The 18,344-nt window shown below is 45.3% G+C and carries 8 protein-coding genes; 2 read left to right on the top strand and 6 right to left on the bottom strand.

Annotated elements, in window-relative coordinates; genetic code table 11:
* Positions 1-79: 79 nt before the first annotated feature.
* A complete protein-coding gene (locus tag R7Q41_RS07060; protein WP_021707562.1) occupies positions 80-1,054 on the top strand; it encodes a peptidoglycan DD-metalloendopeptidase family protein in 975 nt (324 codons plus the stop codon).
* A 339-nt stretch (positions 1,055-1,393) separates the two neighbouring features.
* Here R7Q41_RS07060 and R7Q41_RS07055 read toward each other — a convergent pair whose 3' ends face one another.
* Together R7Q41_RS07055 and ampC are read right to left on the bottom strand one after the other, a co-directional pair.
* Positions 1,394-2,032: a CatB-related O-acetyltransferase gene (locus R7Q41_RS07055; RefSeq protein WP_005373432.1), complete on the bottom strand. Its 639-nt coding sequence runs from the start codon at positions 2,030-2,032 to the stop codon at positions 1,394-1,396.
* Positions 2,033-2,126: 94 nt separating this feature from the next.
* Positions 2,127-3,278, bottom strand: coding sequence for a class C beta-lactamase (gene ampC / locus R7Q41_RS07050; RefSeq protein ID WP_318108139.1), 1,152 nt, complete (start codon positions 3,276-3,278; stop codon positions 2,127-2,129).
* Positions 3,279-3,626: 348 nt separating this feature from the next.
* On the opposite strand from ampC, the gene R7Q41_RS07045 reads away from it, so the two are divergent.
* Positions 3,627-5,030: a PLP-dependent aminotransferase family protein gene (locus tag R7Q41_RS07045; protein ID WP_318108140.1), complete on the top strand. Its 1,404-nt coding sequence runs from the start codon at positions 3,627-3,629 to the stop codon at positions 5,028-5,030.
* A 514-nt stretch (positions 5,031-5,544) separates the two neighbouring features.
* Here the strand turns inward: R7Q41_RS07045 and R7Q41_RS07040 are convergent.
* The 4 genes from R7Q41_RS07040 to R7Q41_RS07025 form a co-directional block, all read right to left on the bottom strand.
* Positions 5,545-14,982 (bottom strand): Ig-like domain-containing protein, encoded by a 9,438-nt coding sequence (locus R7Q41_RS07040; protein ID WP_411979064.1) that lies wholly within the window; start codon positions 14,980-14,982, stop codon positions 5,545-5,547.
* A gap of 315 nt (positions 14,983-15,297) precedes the next feature.
* Positions 15,298-15,912, bottom strand: coding sequence for a phage tail protein (locus R7Q41_RS07035; RefSeq protein ID WP_054576103.1), 615 nt, complete (start codon positions 15,910-15,912; stop codon positions 15,298-15,300).
* Between the two features lie 146 nt (positions 15,913-16,058).
* The gene (locus R7Q41_RS07030; protein WP_005373444.1) at positions 16,059-17,021 is read right to left on the bottom strand and encodes a formyltransferase family protein; all 963 of its coding nucleotides are present in this window, start codon (positions 17,019-17,021) and stop codon (positions 16,059-16,061) included.
* On the bottom strand, positions 17,014-18,312 hold the full coding sequence (locus tag R7Q41_RS07025; protein WP_318108143.1) for a hypothetical protein: 1,299 nt from the start codon (positions 18,310-18,312) through the stop codon (positions 17,014-17,016). The genes R7Q41_RS07030 and R7Q41_RS07025 overlap by 8 nt, the downstream gene beginning before the upstream one ends.
* Positions 18,313-18,344: the final 32 nt, after the last annotated feature.

Raw genomic sequence — 18,344 nt, 5'->3', positions numbered from 1 at the left:
CTCATGCTTTAATGCTAGTTTTTATTTAAAATATTATACTCTACGCACAACTGTCAGTATTGATAAACCAACAAAACTAATGACTATTTTAATAATAAAAAGAAGTGTGCAAGCTCCTACCGTAGCCCTTATCACTACTGCGTTAATCATATTGATTAGCGTATCGCTTTCTCACTACTTCCTCACTCCTGTGGATAGGCTACCTACCATCAAGCCTTTAGAATTCGAAAGTGAGAATGTGCAGCCATCAATTAAAAAGAAGACTCGTAGGCAAAAAATCACTACCGGTGTTGTTGAATACTCTTTTGTCGCTTCATTATTAAAATCAGGAGTGAGTCAAAAAGAGATCAACTTGCTATTAGCACTTATCAAAAGCAAGTTTAATATTATTGACTCTATTAAAAGAGGTGATAACTTTATCTTAAGAACTAAATTAAATAGTAAAAATGAAACTTACATTAGTTCTTTTTACTATTTAGGCAGTAAAACTGATTTATTTATTATCAATGATGGTCACGGTAACGTATTTGATGAGCATGGTGTGTCGATAAATAATCAGTTCATGTTTTCTTCACCCTTTGATAAAAACTACAGAGTGAGCTCTGACTATGACTTAAAGCGAACACATCCAGTGACCAATATAACGACTCCGCACTTAGGCACTGATTATGCCACACCTGTAGGTACACCGATTCGTAGTATTGCTGATGGCATCGTTTTAAAGTCCCGCTACAACCGTTTTGCAGGCAACTACATTAATATCCGCCACACAAATGGCTCTGTATCACGCTACCTACACTTATCTCAGCGCAACGTCCATGTTGGTGAGAAGATCAGCCGAGGACAAGTGATAGGGAAAACGGGTAACACAGGAAGAACAACAGGGCCGCATTTACATCTTGAACTGCACATCAATGGTGTTCCGGTTGATTACGAGCGATACATTCAAAGGCACCCAAACACTGACGTAAATATAGAAATGCTGATTGCAGCGAGAAAAGAAAAAGCAGAGTTAACAGCGGAATGGCAACGGTATGAGCAGTCAAATAGGTAACAACAGCCACTTCGATTCGCTCTTTCTTCATTTATCTGAAGCGAGTCCTCGTAACCTTCTGAGCGCTTCGTAGTCTGTCGCCACTAACCAATTTCAGGATCAAAAAGAGCCGCTACATGCGGCTCTTAATGATTATAATTTCCCGATATTCCATCGGTTTCCCCTTAACCAAACACGTTGTCCTCTTGTTCTTGAACGCAAATGGTACGCGCCCTATCATGTTCACGTAAAAGATCAATAAAAGAATAAAATGATTACTCATTGTATTGGCTAGATATCTAATACAAAGAGGCCCAACAATACCTCTTTCTTACTTTCTAAACAGTGACACTGTCACGATTATGAGTGGTTTCTATCATATTCAGCGCTTGCCTTTCTCAGCCCTTCTAAATCGTCTGAACATAAAAATCTCTTCAGGCTGTCGATTTTCTTATCAGGCCAATCATATATCCTAAGAGCAAGCAGTTCGTCTATCGTCTCTCGAGAAAAGCGATATTTGACATGCTTAGCTGGTGACCCCGCAACCATGCTGTAAGGCTCAACATCTTTCGTCACCACACTGTTTGCCGCAACGATTGCTCCTTCTCCGATAGTCACACCCGGCATTATCATGGATCGCATACCGAGCCAGGCGCCATCGCCAATATGAGTATCTCCTTTCCCGACGTACGCTTCTTCAATAAAGTCCATAAATGGGTACAAGGAGAACCAATCAGCTCTATGTGTACTGTTTCCCCCCATAACAATGACAACTTCCGCTGCAATACAGACAAAGTCACCTATATGTAACTTATCAATCTTCCATTTTGGTTCCCAATCTCGGCTGAACTCATCGCCTTGTAGATATCTTACAACAGACTCTTCAAAACCGGCGTCCCAACAATCACTGTAATAACTATGTTTACCTTTAATCGTTATATTTGGGTTCGTAACAACTTCATGTAGCAAAGTCACCTTAGACCAATGCTTAGTTTTCATGAATACTCCTATAAATACTATCTAATAAAACACTGTAGATAGTATGTATCTAAATAAGCTCTAATAATTACGTAGTGCCTATTACCACTAAAATTTACTTCACCACTGAGCTAATAATATGGTAAGCAGCCTCTACTCTTTCTGCATTAGGGTAGTTTTTATTCGCCAGAATCACTATGCCTATTTTTTCAGAGGGTACATACGCGACATATGCCCCAAAGCCACCTGTTGAGCCCGTTTTGTTATACCAAATGTCTCGACCGAGAGTACCGGATTCACTTGCTTGAACCGGTTTAGCGTTGAGAATTACGTCGCTGGAGTTACCTTTCAATAATTGTGAAAGTGAGACGGGATAATCATAACCTTCCCACCCTACTGCTTGCGTAAATGTATCGGTATTAAAATACTTAATGTGAGTTTGCTCTAGCGCATTCTCCATATCATTATTCAGTTGCGCTTGCCCCATATTTGCTTCGATATATTGAAGCATATCTGAGCTCGTTGATTTAATACCATAGGCTTGCGCATCAAGAATACCTGGATTAACTCTAACGGGGTTTCCCTCAGAACTATAACCAAAAGCATAGTTATTAAGCTTATCCTTTGGTACATCGACAAAGGTATTGGTCATACCGAGCTCAGGCAGGATGACGGTTTCCATCATTTCCGTATAGTCTGACTTCATACTCAAGGCACCGATGTAGCCAAATAGACCAATACTAGGGTTTGAGTACTTCCTCTTAGTACCGGCTTCGTACTCCGGTTTCCACGTTTTGTAGTACTGCATCATTTCAGCGTCGTTCGTTACTTCGCTAGGGAATTGCAATGGTAGACCACCTGCAGTGTAGGTGGCGACATTAACTAGCTTGGTATTACCCAGAGCACTATTCTCTAATTCTGGAATATAATCTTTGACCTTGTCATCCATGTTTAGCTTACCTTTTTCTTGGGCGTACCCAGTCAAAGTAGCAGCAAAAGTTTTACTGATAGAGCCGAGTTCAAAAATTGTGTCGTTGGTGACTAAACTCCCCTTACTTTCGTCAGCAAAACCGTAATTGTAAAAATAACGCTTGCCATCAATCGTTACTGCAACAGCCAACCCCGGAATGTCGTATTCGTTTATTAATCCTTTAGCGCAATCATCAACTACGCTCTTTAATTGACTGCTAACCGTTAACTCCGTTTTCGCAAACGTGACGAAAGAAGTGAGCGATAAAATGGCCAGCAAGGCATTGTTTAACTTCATTGAACCCTCAATTTTTTAATTTTAACTTATAATTAATTTCTAGTTTATTCCAAGGCTTTTAACTTTTTATATAAAAGTAATCCTGACTTGAAGAACTCCAATCGTTAACCCTCGATGAATAACACTGTGTCTTCAAATTTTTAGTGCGATATAAACAGGTCTAAACCTGATCACCGTTGATAGGTAGGCCGGTTAGATACGAATGTAAGTAACATCCGTTTCCAAAATGGGGAAATAGTGTACTCATTACGCTTTCTCCATATCACGATAACGGTATACTAGGTAGATATACAGATCCACATCCTCACAACGCTTTAGAACCACTTTTCAACGTCTACAGAGAAAACGATGCCATTTTCACTACACTTCGAAACTGGAAAAGTCACCAGCCAACAGCTTTATTCCGAGATATACCAAGGGATATTAGAAGGCAGATTACGATCAAATGAGAGATTACCGTCAACCCGCATGCTGTCGAAAAAGTTAGGCATAGCAAGAAACACTGTCATTTCGGTGTATGAGCGACTTCAGTTCGAGGGGTGGATAGTAAAAAAGGCAGGGTCTGGCACGTACGTAAGTAATGCTCTAGAACAAACGATGGATCAAGATAAGAGACCAATAAAACACTACCAACTAGGGGTGTTTGGCACTAACGCAGCGAAGAAGCCAGAGATCATCGCACCAAAGAATCTAGACTATGACTTCACTTTAGGCGTTCCTGATCATCAGAGAATAGCAAAGCATATTTGGCGACACTCAAGACTGAGTAGGCTCAATGCATTAACTCCAGAGTTTGCACATGGTGGTGATTTGCAAGGGTTAGCTTGTTTACGAGAGTCTATCTGCGAGTATGTGAGACACTCGAGAGGCGTAATCTGTGACCCTGAAGACATCATCATTACGCAAGGGTGCCAGCAGGCAATAATGACGACTCTCCTTACATTACTCTCTCCCGGGGATCTCGTGTCGACGGAAGATCCAGGATATCCTGTTTTTCGAAATCAAGCTCGATTACTTGGCGCGCAAATAGGCTCCGTGCCGATGGACGACCAAGGTGTTGTCGTTGAATCAATCCCTTCTAATACCAAAATTATTTATACAACGCCTAGTCATCAGTTCCCTTTAGGCTTTAGCTACTCAGTTGAAAGGAAGTTAGAACTGCTGAGATGGACAGAAGTTAATAACGCAATCATTATCGAAGATGATTATGATGCGGAATATCACTACCTCAATACCAGTAAGCAAGCTCTCAAGTCACAAGATAAAAATGACTGCGTCATTATGGTAGGCAGTTTCTCTAAAATACTATTTCCCGGCATACGCATTGGCTATATGATTCCACCAAAGTCTTTAATGGAGCCAATTTCAAATATGTTGTGGCACTTGGGAAGAAGTACATCTGTAGTGTCTCAAATCCTACTTGACGAATTCATGCGTGACGGTCATTTCTCTCACCATTTACTCAATATGAATAAAATCTATAGCGAAAGGTACCATAAACTCACTCAATTAATTGACAACGTAGATTGCTTACAACGTATTCCAAGCCAAGGTGGATTGCATATAGCAGCTGAAGTATCGGGATGCGCGACACAAATGATGAATAAACTGGCTTCATCAAATGTAGCGGTTTATCCATCATCGCATTTTTCTATCAACAATCATTCTAATGCCCTCTTATTTGGGTTTGGCATTATCCCTATCCAAAAAATAGAAACAGCATTTGATATTATTCAATCAGTATTGGATTAAAGCAGATATAAAATTATCGTTTTGCTCGGTATCAATTTATCGTCTTGTTATCACCAGCAGAGTCAGGGGCAACTGCGAACTTGGAACGCTTTTCAACCAAATAAGAGTTCACTACGAATTGTGTCGCTCTAACCCGCTTGGTTTGGCTTCAGCCCCAACACTATATTTCTTCAACTGTAGACGCACTAGGTTCAAGTAAAGCGACGTATCACGCTGACACTTTCAGCGCCACCAGCAACCCTATTGCGTAAATCATCTTCTTTTAAGTTCACATCGAGCATTCAATGAACCTTATTTTTCTAATATCGAACAGTAAGTTCTGCTTAACACTATATCAAAACACTATCTTTCGCTAGATGTTAAAGAAGAAAAGACTTCAAGGTAATTAAGGATTTGTTATAGAGTATTGACCTATATAATAAAGATCACAATCACGACATTAATCTCCAGTAATTTACCATATCGCTTCATGATCGCTTAGGATACAAATTATCGAAAAATACCAAACCCTAGGTTAATACGCTGTTAACGGCTCAAAAAAATAACGAAGTTGTACCGCAATTATATCAACATCATTTTCATGTAAAAAATAACGAGCGCCTTGGATACCGATCTCCCAATTATCTGAGAGGTTGTAGCCAACTTCTGCACCAATATATCCATCAAAACCATCCACTTCCGTCGTTATCTTGCTGCCTTGATACGTACTTTCAATATCGGTATCCCAGAACAAGCCCCCCAAACTCAGTTTTGCGGACCATGAATTGTATTGCCAGAACTTATAACCGATGTCGAAGCCCATGCCCTTAACAAGGAGTGGGGCTATAGATGCGACATTGGCGTGATAGTCTTCTGGTGAAGTAGTAGCACTACGCAATGTAGCACTACCTTCACCCATATCAATATAACGAATAGTTCCAGACCATTGATCAGAAAAAGTATATCCCAACCCGACAGAGCGATAGAACCCGGTGTTGTCAGTAGAGATTACGTTATCACCTTTAACAGCATCACGCTCATCTGCATGGCTTGACCCCATTTGAACATCAACATACCAGCCCGCTTGACTACTAAAACTAAACACAGCAATTAGTGCTAGAGCACTGTTTCTTCCATAACGTTGCATGGCTCCTAACAAAATCAAAAGCATCAACACTATGCCACCCAATGATCCTGCTGAAGTATTTTCAACCTTTACATCTCTTACCAACTTAACGGTCACTATAACTTTCCCCGCGTCTTGCAGGCCTTGGCTATCCTGAATGATATATGTCAACACATCATTGCCTTCAAACCCAGAGGTAGGGGTATAGGTCACGCTCTGATCTGCATTCATGACCGACTGCCCATACTGCGCTTGGACTGAAACCAACTTCAATGTGTCGTTATCCGGATCGGTATCGTTAGCAAGGACATAAACCGTGACAGGGGTACGATCATCGGTGGTAATATTATCGTCCACCGCATTCGGATTCTGACTGTTTACCACATTTACCGTCACCTTCGCCGATCCCGTTCCACCATTACCATCCGTTACGCTATAAGTGATCAAAGCCTCCCCGTAGTACTGTGGTTGAGTGACATAACTTAGTTTGTTATCAACCACACTAACACTACCAATATCTACAGAAGCGCGACTTACCTTCAGCCCATCACCATCAGCATCGGTATCATTGCTCAATACATCGATCGTCACCGTACCATTGAGACTAACAAACGCATTGTCGTCAATCGCTTGAGGGAGTGTATTATTGCTTACACGAGCGGCAACGACGCCAGGGTCAACGACACTGCCATTAGCCAATCCGTCATCATCGTTCGGGCCACCGTCTTCAATGGTAAGTTGTACACACCAGTCACCTTCAGTCAGACCCTGTGACCATGAACTGTGCCCTGGTGGCGGACAATAACCAGCCTCGCCAGCACTAGAAGAAACTGTGTTTTGAGCATCCTCAATAAAGTCTACCCACCCCTGTTCAGCATTATACTTTCGGTACACTGCATTTGCTGGAACAGGTAAACGCTGAGGCATAACTAATTGATAGCTTTGACCGGGAAGCGGCAAATTAGTTACTACAAAATCAAAGATTCCCCCTATGCTCTTCATATTGATATCTTTAGGAAGCTCCTCATCCAGCAATAAAGCTCCTCCTGTTGTGTTAGTCAGAATGGTTATTCCTTTGCGTAAACAGACACCAGGCTGCCCCTCAATGAGGAAGCGATCTTTTTCTGACACAACCTGTTGAATTACGTTACAGTCAGAAATTGCATCAAGATAATCAGGGATACCATCACCATCACTATCATTATGACCTTCTTGATCATCCGGGATTAAGTCGCCATCACTGTCTTCACTCCCGAGCTCCGCCAATGTTTGTACCACTTCTAAATAGACATTCCGTGTCACTGATAATGGTGGAGTGCCATTGTCAGTAACTGTCAATTGCAAATTGTAAATCGCTGAACTCAGTAATTGCGGAGAGAAAGTCAATGTTTCGCTGTACATCTGCCCCGCAATCGCTTGGTTAAGTACATCGCTATCACTACTCCATCTGAAACTGTGTATATCGGACATATTTGCATCACTAACACTGCTCGTGATTGTGACCGGTTCAACACCATTTTCAATTTGGCTCCGCTGCTCCCCCGCCTGAGATACACTTACCGTGACCTTCGGAGCCACATTCTCTTCAAAGATTGTCAAGGTGTAACGACGCTTACTACCTAGATTAAGGGTGCTGTCCAGATCAATCACTAAGGTTTCAACGCCTTCATTTTGTCCATCATTAAGTAGTTCGAACGAAAGTTTGCCTTCGGTACCACTAGGTATCACCACTTCACCAGAGGTGAGCGTGTGGTCATCACTGTCCGCGCTTCCTGAAACCGAATAAGGTATGATTACTGGGTAGTTCGGCGAAGGACCGTTAAGGTGTATCGATACGCTATGGTTGGTGCCTTCCGTGGTTTGCGCATCTTTGGAGATACTTATCAGTGGATACACTGTTACCGTTTGACTAGCCTCAGCGACGTTTCCATCAGAGTCTTGAGTGCGCCAATAGACCGTATTAGTTCCAGGTCGGAAAAAGGTCGTGCTGTCGACCAATGAAACAGGTAATAGCTTGCCTGTACTATCTCGTGCCACAGCAGAGCCTAATGCAACTTTAGTAAAGAGCGAAGTTGCGTTCACTTCGATATCTGAAGGTGCGGCTATTGTTGGTGCGTCCAATTTCGCACTTTTAATTGTCACGATTGCTTTCGCGGTGGCCTTTCCACCGTTACCATCTTTCACACTGTATTGCACTGCCACTGTACCAATTGAGGTCGTTACCAATTGGATTTGACTGCCCACAATCGTTGCCGTTCCAGATGTAGGTTTAACCCATTCCAGTTGTAATGTATCTAGATCAACATCGCTGTCGTTGCTGAGTACATCCAATAAGTAGCTACCATCGTTACTCTCGGTAAAGACATAGGTATCATTAACCGCCACTGGCTCATCATTAACGTTGATTACCGTGATGCTAAACGCTGCTAAAGATGTGCTTAGCTCACCGTCTGAGACACTAATAACAATATTATTGGTGCTGCCAACATGCTCATTTTCCGGCGTACCACTTAGCAACCCAGTTGCTCTATCAAAGGTTGCCCATGATGGTTTATTGCGGATTGAAAAGCTCAAGCTACTACTATCAACATCCGATGCCTGCAGCGCAAAGCGGTACGTACTGCCTTCGTTGACGGTAATAGCAGGAGTGCCACTGATCACTGGCGCGTCATTGACATTGTTAACCACAATACTGAATCTATTGAGCATTGTGGTCGTGAGACCATCAGAAACCGAGATAACAATGCCCTGATATTTGCCAACATCACCATTATCTGGTGTACCACTAAGCGTGCCTGTTGATGCATCAAAGCTAGCCCAAGATGGCTTGTTCACGATACTGAAGGTGAAGGCTTGGCTGTCAACATCTGACACTTGTGGCGTGAACAGATAGGTGCTGTCTTCATTCACTTGTGTTGCTGGTGAACCAGAGATAACGGGTGCATCGTTAACGTTATTCACAATAATCGAAAAAGCTGACAATGAGGAAGAAATAGAGCCATCGGATACGCTAATCACGATACCTGGATAAGTCCCCACATAACGGTTATTTGGCGTGCCAGAAAGCGCTCCTGTTGTCTTGTCAAATGTAGCCCAAGGTGGCTTGTTAGCTATCAAGTAGGTCAGAGTATCCGCTGGGTCATTGTCCAATGCCGCGGGCACAAACTGATACACACTATCTTCATCAACTTGCGCCGATGGGGTACCCGTAATCACTGGCGCGTCATTAACGTTATTCACCGTGATGGTCACTAACGCCACTCCAGAGGTAAGTTCTCCGTCACTTACGCTGTAAGTGAAACTGTCCTGACCAAAGAAGTTACTGTTACCCGTATAAACCGCGTGATTGCCTGTGACGGTAACATTACCGTTGACTGGCGATTTTACAATTTGATAGCTCAAAGATGAGCCTTCTGCATCGTTACCATTTAAAGTAATGGTCAGCGGTATTTCTTCCTCTCCCGTAGCACTGATATCGGTGGCGGTTGGTGTATCGTTGACTGCATTAACCGTCAAATCGACACGAACCTCTGTCGAGTCGAGATCACCGTCGTTGACCTTGAACAAGAAGAAGTCGGAGCCATTGAAGTCCGCTTCTGGTGTATAGCGCCAACTATTATTGGTCAACTGCTCTAGCACGCCATGACTGACTTGCTCAGTGATAAGATACTGCAGAGTGTCATCATCGTTATCAATATCTGAACCAACCAGCGTGATCACCAAACTATTGTCTTCATCAAGCGTTTGTGACTGTGCTTGCGCCATTGGTGCGTCGTTGACTGGTGTTACTGTCATGGTCACTGTTGCGGCGTTAGATACAGCACCTGCTAAGTCTGCCACCGTATAGGTGAAGCTATCTTCACCGAAGTAGTTCTCATTGGGGTTGTAAACAATCGCTCCTGACGCCGTCACGTTCACACTGCCATGTGCTGGCGTATCGACGACTGTGACACTAGTGAGTTCAAAACTGTCTCCAACATCGGCATCACTATCATTGCCTAATACATTGACCTCGAAGGAGCCTCCCTCTAGTAGTTGTGCACTGTTATCAACAGCAACGGGGGCATCATTCACTGGCGTAATATTGAGCGTGACGGTTGCAGGCACTGAGACTGCTTGACCACTATCGGTTAGCATGTAGGTAAAGCTATGTTGACCATTAACGTTCGCTGTTGGCACAATCTTTAAGGTCCCATCGACATTGACACTGACCGTGGCAAAACTGTATACCCCCTCTCCTTGACCAAGATCTTGCAGGGTAATACTACTCGGGGTGAATGACCCATCTTCAATATCACTGTCGTTACTTAAAATATCGAGTGTCGATGTGATATCTTCATCAAAAGTAAAACTGTCTTCCTCCGCTACTGGTGAGTCATTGACGGAACCGATATTGACGCTGACCGTGGCCGCAAGAGAAACGCCGCCTTCACTGTCTGCGATCGTGTAAGTAAAGCTATCGCTACCATTTTCATTCGGATTCGGCGTATATACAAAAGTGCCTACAGTTTGATCAATGGCTACTTGTCCTTTTTGAGGCAAACTAACTAACGATAAATCACCCGTTGGGATGCCATCTTCAACATCCTCCGCTTGACTACGCGCGCTGACTGCTGCGCTTGCGGTATCTTCGTCGGTGTTGATGGTCAGCGCTTTAGCGACTGGCGCATCATTTATAGCCATGATAGTGACGGTCACTGTCGCCTCTTGCGACTCCTGCAGCAGGGCATCTTTCACGGTATAGGTAAAGCTATCTGTGCCTGTCTCATTATTATTTGGCGTATAGGTAACAACGCCGTTGCTGATCGACACCTGACCTTTAATTGGTTGCGTTTTAATCGTTGTAGAAGAAGCGACCATGTCATCATTAACATCGGAATCGTTGGCTAACAGATTAAATTGTTTCGCCGTATCTTCCTCAGTCGAGAAGCTATCATCAACTACCGTTGGCGCGACATCGTAGCGTTTGGTCACAGTATCCGTCACTGCATCAGATGCGTTGCCTGCGGCATCGGTTACCACCACGCTTACTGTCAACGTCCCCTCTTGCAAAATAGTGACGTCAATGCCCGTTACTTGCATGGTCTCCGAAGAAATTGTTTGACTAGCGCCGTCAATGGTCGTGGTACCGTCGGTCACGCTATAAGTGAACATCGCGTTCACTTCAGCTGCTGCGAAGGTAAAGCTCATCGCCTGTTCGTTGGTTTTGTTAATGCTCTCCTGATCAATGCTGATGCTATGTCCAGTCGGGATCCCCGTATCCACTGAGATCAACAACTGAGTCGCTGCTGTATTGAGGTTGCCAGCTGCGTCGCTAAATTTCTCGGCTGCAACATCAATAGTTGCATCCTCAGTGCTTTCTTCTGCAGGTGTAAAGGTAGCCGTGTAACTGGCGCTACTGCCCGCAAAGTTAGAAAGAGTTCCTCCAGCCACGGTCACATCGGCTTCGGAAAAATCAGTTGCGGCTTCACTCAAGGTAAACGTGAGTGTTGCCGTTTCACCCGCTTTCAACGCAGCGCTGGAGCTAGTGATACTAACGGTTGGAAGCACAGTATCGACGCTGATGGAAAGTGGTGTAGCTGCACTATTGGTGTTACCAGAGGCATCGGTAAATGTGCCTGTGGCAACTTCAATAGTACCGCTCGTCGCACTCTCTTCCGTTGGTGTAAAGGTCGCAGTGTAGCTGCTACCACTGCCAGCAAAACCAGACAAAGTACCGCCACTAACCGTGATATCCGCCTCGGTAAAATCGCTCGACGCTTCACTTAAGGTAAAGGTAATGGTCGCCGTTTCGTCCGCTTTCAGCGCCAATTTATCACTGGAGATAGTCACACTCGGCACTAAACTATCAACGGTTATAGACAGTTGAGACGCAGCAGTGTTGCTATTCCCGGCAGCATCGGTAAAGAAATCTGCCGCCACGTTAATCGTCGCTGTACTTGTACTGTCTCTATCCGGCGTAAAGGTGGCCGTGTAATTGTCACCGCTGCCCGCAAAGTTAGACAAACTGCCGCCAGTGACGGTGACATCTGACTCAGTAAAGTCACTTGAGGACTCACTTAAGGTGAACGTGATACTCGCCGTTTCGCCAGAGATCAAATCAAGGTCTGAGCTGCTCAAAGAAACAGTTGGCCTCACGTTATCTAACGTAATTGTTGTGCTATCTATACTGGAGGTGTTGCCCGCCGCATCGCTCTGGCTCGCCGCGACCGTCAGGGTGCCGTTGTTAAACGCACTTACATCAAACTCACTGCCAATAGTCGTCCAAGCCCCGGTATTGTCGGCCGTCACCGTACGACTGACTGAGTTGTTATTGTCCGTGATGGTCACGGTCACACTATTGCCAGCCTCCGCGCCGGAGCCAGCAATCAGCACATCATTGTCTTCTGCCGCATTGACGATACCGTCTATTTCAATCGGCGTGGAAATGGTAACAGCGGATGGTGCTGCGTTATCTAGGGTTACGCTCTGGGTGGCTACGGTGGAGATATTACCTGCTATGTCAGCTTGGGTTGCAGACACAGTCAGGGTGCCATTGCTCAGGCCACTGATATCCAGCTCGCTGCCGCTCAACGTCCAGTTGCCTGAGTTGTCGGCCGTCACCGTACGACTGACAGAGCTGTTATTGTCCGTGATGGTCACGGTCACGCTGTTGCCTGCTTCCGCGCCGGAGCCAGCGATCAACACATCGTTATCTTCCACTGCATTGACAATACCATCGGTTTCAATCGGTGTAGTGATGGTCACAGCTGATGGTGCGGCGTTATCTAAGGTAATGCTCTGGGTGGTCACTCTGGAGGTATTACCCGCCGTATCCAATTGCGTCACAGCAACTATGAGTGTGCCGTTGTTCAGGCCACTGACATCAAGCTCACTGCCGCTCAACGTCCAGTTGCCTGAGTTGTCGGCCGTCACCGTACGGCTGACAGAGCTGTTATTGTCCGTGATAGTCACGGTCACGCTATTGCCTGCTTCCGCACTGAAGCCAGCGATCAGTACGTCGTTGTCTTCTGCCGCATTGACGATCCCATCAGTTTCAATCGGCGTATTGATGATTACAGCAGATGGGTCTGCATTATCCAGAGTAATACTCTGGGTGGTTGCGGTAGAAGTATTACCTGCTATATCTGCTTGGGTTGCAGACACAGTCAGGGTGCCGTTGTTAAACGCACTTACATCAAACTCACTGCCGCTCAACGTCCAGTTGCCTGAGTTATCGGCCGTCACCGTACGGCTGACAGAACTGTTATTGTCCGTGATAGTCACGGTCACGCTGTTGCCTACTTCCGCGCCGGAGCCAGCAATCAGTACGTCGTTGTCTTCTGCCGCATTGACAATACCATCGGTTTCAATCGGCGTGGTGATGGTCACTGCTGATGGGGCTGCATTGTCTAGGGTAACACTCTGGCTAGCTGCGGTGGAGATATTACCTGCTATATCTGCTTGGGTTGCAGACACCGTCAGGGTGCCATTGTTCAGGCCACTGACATCCAGCTCGCTGCCGCTCAGCGTCCAGTTGCCTGAGTTGTCGGCCGTCACCGTACGACTGACAGAGCTGTTATTGTCTGTGATAGTCACGGTCACGCTGTTGCCTGCTTCCGCGCCGGAGCCAGCGATCAACACATCGTTGTCTTCTGCAGCGTTGACGATACTGTCAGCCTCAATCGGCGTGGTAATGCTCACTACGGATGGTGCTATTGTATCAATGGTGACACTTAACGCGTTGGATGCCGAGCTAACATTATCATCGCTATCAGACGCTTTAGCACTTATTGCATGTGTAATACCAGACGCCAACTCATTGGTTGTTATCTGCCAGTTTCCTCCAGTAGCAGTGCCTGTGCCAATAACCGTTGCACCTCCACCGACTTGATCACTGTATAAAGTAACGATCGATCCACTCTCAGAAGTCCCACTAAACGTTGGTGTAGTGTCACTGGTAATATTATCAGTATTTAATGACCCGGTATCCGAACTAGCATCTAAATCGGGTGTAGATGGCGCATTTGGCGTAGTATCGACTGTCGTAAAGTTAAATGTGGCATCATCGCTGATCCCAGCGAAGCTATTATTTGCGCTGTCAGCCACGGCACTGGATTCAATATGAATGGCGTAGGTCCGGTTCCCTGCCAGATCACTGGTTGGGTTTAAGTAAACTTTATTGTTGGTAACACTGATGCGACCAGCGCCTGGTGATGTTGTTGTGCCATCGCTTTCGGTGGCAACATTAAATACTTCAAAGTCGCGACTGTCGGTAACATTACGAATGGTAATATTGCCGCTCTTCAGCTCAATATTTTCATCGAAGGCAATCTCGATGTTGTTGCTAACAGAAACATTGGTTGCATCATCAGTGGGGGTTGAGCTCGCACTGACAAAAGTAGGCGCGGTAGAGTCTGAAACCGCAGCGTCATCAATCTTGATACTTCTGATAAGATAACGAGAGTCAGCACCCGGACTTCGGGTAAACGCCATAGTCACTGTATCAACGTCCTGCCATGCCGAATCATTAAAATCTGTACCACGGGTCAGGGTAAACAAGTCCTGTAACCCTGAGTTTGCCTCACCACCTTTTGGCAAGGTGACAGTTTCGGTCACTGTTTGAGTATCATTAGAGAAGCCAGTTAACACAAGTTGATACGTTTTATCTGAGTCTCGCGCCGACCCCTGCATAAAGGTAATTTCGTCGAAACTGAAGTTAGTACTTGATTTCTCAAAAAAGCGGAAGCCACGATTGTTGAACTCATTAATCATGGTATTTGAGTAAAGAACACCAGCTACAAATCCGAGGTCATTTAGGCCAGTAAACGGAGTGCTATCAGTGCTATTGCCGGCATCTAATACCATAGATACAGCACCTGCATTGGTAAGAGTGACCGAGGGCATACCCCCAGTGACGCCGGTCTCCACCTCACTAAAACTGGAACCTGAACCATTAGAGTAGTTAATCGTTTGCTGTGCAGCCCAGGCTTCACCGGAAAAAAACGCTGAGGACACCCATGCTGTTGTAATTGCGATCGCTACCTGACGACGTAATCTCATTTTCCTCTCCTGAAGATGACGGCCTTATCAACATAGCCGGGTTATCATAATCAACTTAAATGTTTAATTTTTTTATAGGAAAGGATTAGCGATAGTTTCAGCCAATTCTTTCTTGGTTGATTAGCTGCGTGGTGGGTATACTCCCGCAGTGGCAATTAACCAATTAATCGGCAATACCGGGCTCAAAATATTAAGTGGCATTGAACCGCCTGTTTCAGTCACAGCTACAGTACCTCCGCCCGAGCCACCACCAGACACACTTAAGCCTTCGATCTCGGTCAAATCTGGTTGCTGAAACGTCGGTTTATAGAACCCGGGGGTAGAGTTTTGCGCTATATACGAATTACTATCGGGTACCTGTGTATTTGCAGCATTGGTAGCAACCTTCATCCTGCCTGTTACAGGTGCAGAAGTGCCAAGAGGGGTAAAAATTGCCGTATGTAAGTGTGCTGGCATTTGAGTTATATCAATAGTTACCAGTTCAGTACCCAATCTTTCTCCCTGATGATAATCCATCCCCCCAGGTCGTGTGCCTACACCAACTGGACTGCGGCCACGCAAATCAGGTAAACCAAAGGTAGTTCGGGCGTCACCTCCGTATAGAGTGCTAACTAGAGAGAAGAGCGCTGGATTATCTTCAATTGCCTGCATTTGCCCCGAGCACATTGCCCAATTTCTAATTGCAAAATTGCCACCAAATGCGGTTAGTGTCCCAAGATACGGTTCTGTAGCCATACTGTTCTTCCTTTCAACGTATACACTTAAGTTAAAACCAGCCCATAACGAAATTGGTGTGGTTGGTTAAAACTTTCCAATCTCACATTACTAAATACCGTTACGGGCTTCATCACTGCCGCAAAGAGCCGTATTGAGATATTTATTTACTCACAAGCAGAAGCGTGCTGGAGCAATGACATCCCAGCATCTAGCCCAGCCATTTGCGCATAGCGATAACCCGAAAATACGCCTTGCGGTGTAGCAATAACATCTATTGATATGGCGCTATCTAACGTTTTCACTTGTAACCCATGTTGTGGGCTGATCTCGAGAATTCTCCCCGCCTCAACACCGACTAAAGAAGTCTCCATTGCGCTTGCTTGCAAAACATTGGCGACACCACTTGGCAAGCTCAACATCGCACCACCGAAGTCATGATTGCCTGCTCGCACTAAGTTGACGATTTCGCGACTCGTTTGCACGTTCCAACGAAGGTGCAGATCATGTTGGTTTACTGCTCGTGCCACTTCGTTGGGGTTTGATACTTGTTCACGCCAAACCAGCCCTTGCTTTTGTTGCGCGATGAGGAAGTCATACATCAGCTTAGCCGTCATTTGTGACGCTTTTTGCTGAGCACTGGTTAAGGTCTCAAACGGGTGAAATGGTACCTCTAACTCCATTCCTATAGCGCCGGAATCAGCCGATGCCTCAAGACGATGCAGGGTGAGGCTAAAGGTGTCTAAACCCTCTCTTAATTGCCAATAGAGAGGCATCGGGCCTCGATACTCGGGCAGCTTTCCCGGATGAATGTTGTACAAGTTTCCGTTGAAAAACTGACACAGCGAGGAATGAACTATGTGCCTGAACAAATAGATAACGCCATCCGTGACTCGCCAAACATCGAGTTGCGCTATCAAAGCACTGCTGTCATTGGCGGTATACTGAGCAATATGAATCGATTGAGCGCTCAGATAGCTCTGTAGCTGCTGTAAGTCAGGATTTAGTTCTCCTTCCGGTACTACCACGCCCGCCAATTTATGCTGTTGTGCCAACAACTGAATGATGGGCAAGGCGTAACAACTTCCTGTAAAAACGACGTATTTTTGCTGCATATCGAAATCATCCATGGGTGGCGACAAAACCTGGCAATCCGGTTAACTGATAATAGAAACTGACCTTATCCCCTCCCTTCGCTTCAAAGTAATGGTGTTCAACAGCTTTGGGCTTGGCATCCACATAAAAAGTCATGTCGGGTTTAGGATGGGTAATACCAGAGTCGTATTGTCCGACCATCGCATCTCCGTAAGTATCGATATGGCTGTAAATGGCGAGGATACGTTTTGCCATATCTGGCACATCTTTCGGCAGCTCAATGGTGTTGCCTTGCAGCATTTTTATTCCACCATCTAGCTCAAAAATCTCGCTTCTGAGCAACATGGCTTTATTGACGTTAAGAATTTCTCCCAGATCAATTCGATCATCGATCGCTTCCGGCTGGCAATGGTTGGAATGTGCATACTCTGCTTTTTCCCATTGTTGATTAAATTCCGTCTCCCCGATGACCATCATGGCGCGCACAGATACCTGATTGGGGATCATTTCGCCTTGAATATGTAAATATTGAACCAAATGTTTCGCGATGCTGAAGAACCCTTCCCGACTAAAGCCATGCTGCATCGCTTCAAGTATCAGGAGATCAAACGTTTGAGTTGGCGAAAATTGGGTAGCATCTTCTTCCACTAAGGCTTCAATGTAGTCTGCGATATCGAGATCCGCGATCAATTGATTGAGTGCTTTAATGGCTCCGGGGTGAATATCTACTAGTGTCACCTGAAGCTGCTCTGCGCTAATTCGATCACTTTGTTTGTAGTGAGCAAGTAAAGGCAGCAGCAATGGTGCAAAGGGGCCGCAAGCTGGATAAAGCACTTTAACCTGTGACTTGTTGGCAAGCATATGTTGGATAGCTTTGTTTATACCACACGCAAAGCCTTTAATTCGGTACACATCTTTGATGGTGTGTTTACAGTTAAGTGGGGACATCACCAGCCCAGACGTGGAAATGTACTGTCGGGTCAGTTCCTCTTGAGTGAGTTTAGCCAGAGAAAGAGATTGGCAAGCGTTGCCATACATGGTCTGAAAGGCTTGCACCAGTGTTCGGTGCTCAACTTTCGTCTCCTTCAATACGAGCTCAACTGCCGCAGCGAAACTCTCTTTCAGTTGTCGTCGGCGTTCAGCCGTGCTGAGTTGGTTTTGGAGCATAGCCTCAAGTTGAGTCCGTAATGAGTACTTAAGCAGCTCATCCATTTCGGGTTCAGCAAAACCAAACTGTTGAGTTTGTTGCTGCACTTCTTCAACACCGACCGTCTCACGAGATTGAGGACGTTGCTGGTAGAATTCTATAGATGAGCCTTTTTGCATAATTCATGAACCTCACTTGCCGCTGTAGCAGT

It is taken from the genome of Vibrio sp. 2096 (assembly GCF_033339595.1).
In the GTDB taxonomy this organism is placed as follows: domain Bacteria; phylum Pseudomonadota; class Gammaproteobacteria; order Enterobacterales; family Vibrionaceae; genus Vibrio; species Vibrio alginolyticus.
The sequence above is the reverse complement of the archived record's forward strand: the minus strand, read 5'-3'. Positions and strand labels throughout refer to the sequence as shown.

Coding starts and splice junctions, on each gene's coding strand:
- R7Q41_RS07060 (WP_021707562.1), top strand. CDS start 80: ATGACTATTTTAATAATAAAAAGAAGTGTGCAAGCTCCTACCGTAGCC.
- R7Q41_RS07055 (WP_005373432.1), bottom strand. CDS start 2,032: ATGAAAACTAAGCATTGGTCTAAGGTGACTTTGCTACATGAAGTTGTT.
- ampC (WP_318108139.1), bottom strand. CDS start 3,278: ATGAAGTTAAACAATGCCTTGCTGGCCATTTTATCGCTCACTTCTTTC.
- R7Q41_RS07045 (WP_318108140.1), top strand. CDS start 3,627: ATGCCATTTTCACTACACTTCGAAACTGGAAAAGTCACCAGCCAACAG.
- R7Q41_RS07040 (WP_411979064.1), bottom strand. CDS start 14,982: ATGGTATTAGATGCCGGCAATAGCACTGATAGCACTCCGTTTACTGGC.
- R7Q41_RS07035 (WP_054576103.1), bottom strand. CDS start 15,912: ATGGCTACAGAACCGTATCTTGGGACACTAACCGCATTTGGTGGCAAT.
- R7Q41_RS07030 (WP_005373444.1), bottom strand. CDS start 17,021: ATGGATGATTTCGATATGCAGCAAAAATACGTCGTTTTTACAGGAAGT.
- R7Q41_RS07025 (WP_318108143.1), bottom strand. CDS start 18,312: ATGCAAAAAGGCTCATCTATAGAATTCTACCAGCAACGTCCTCAATCT.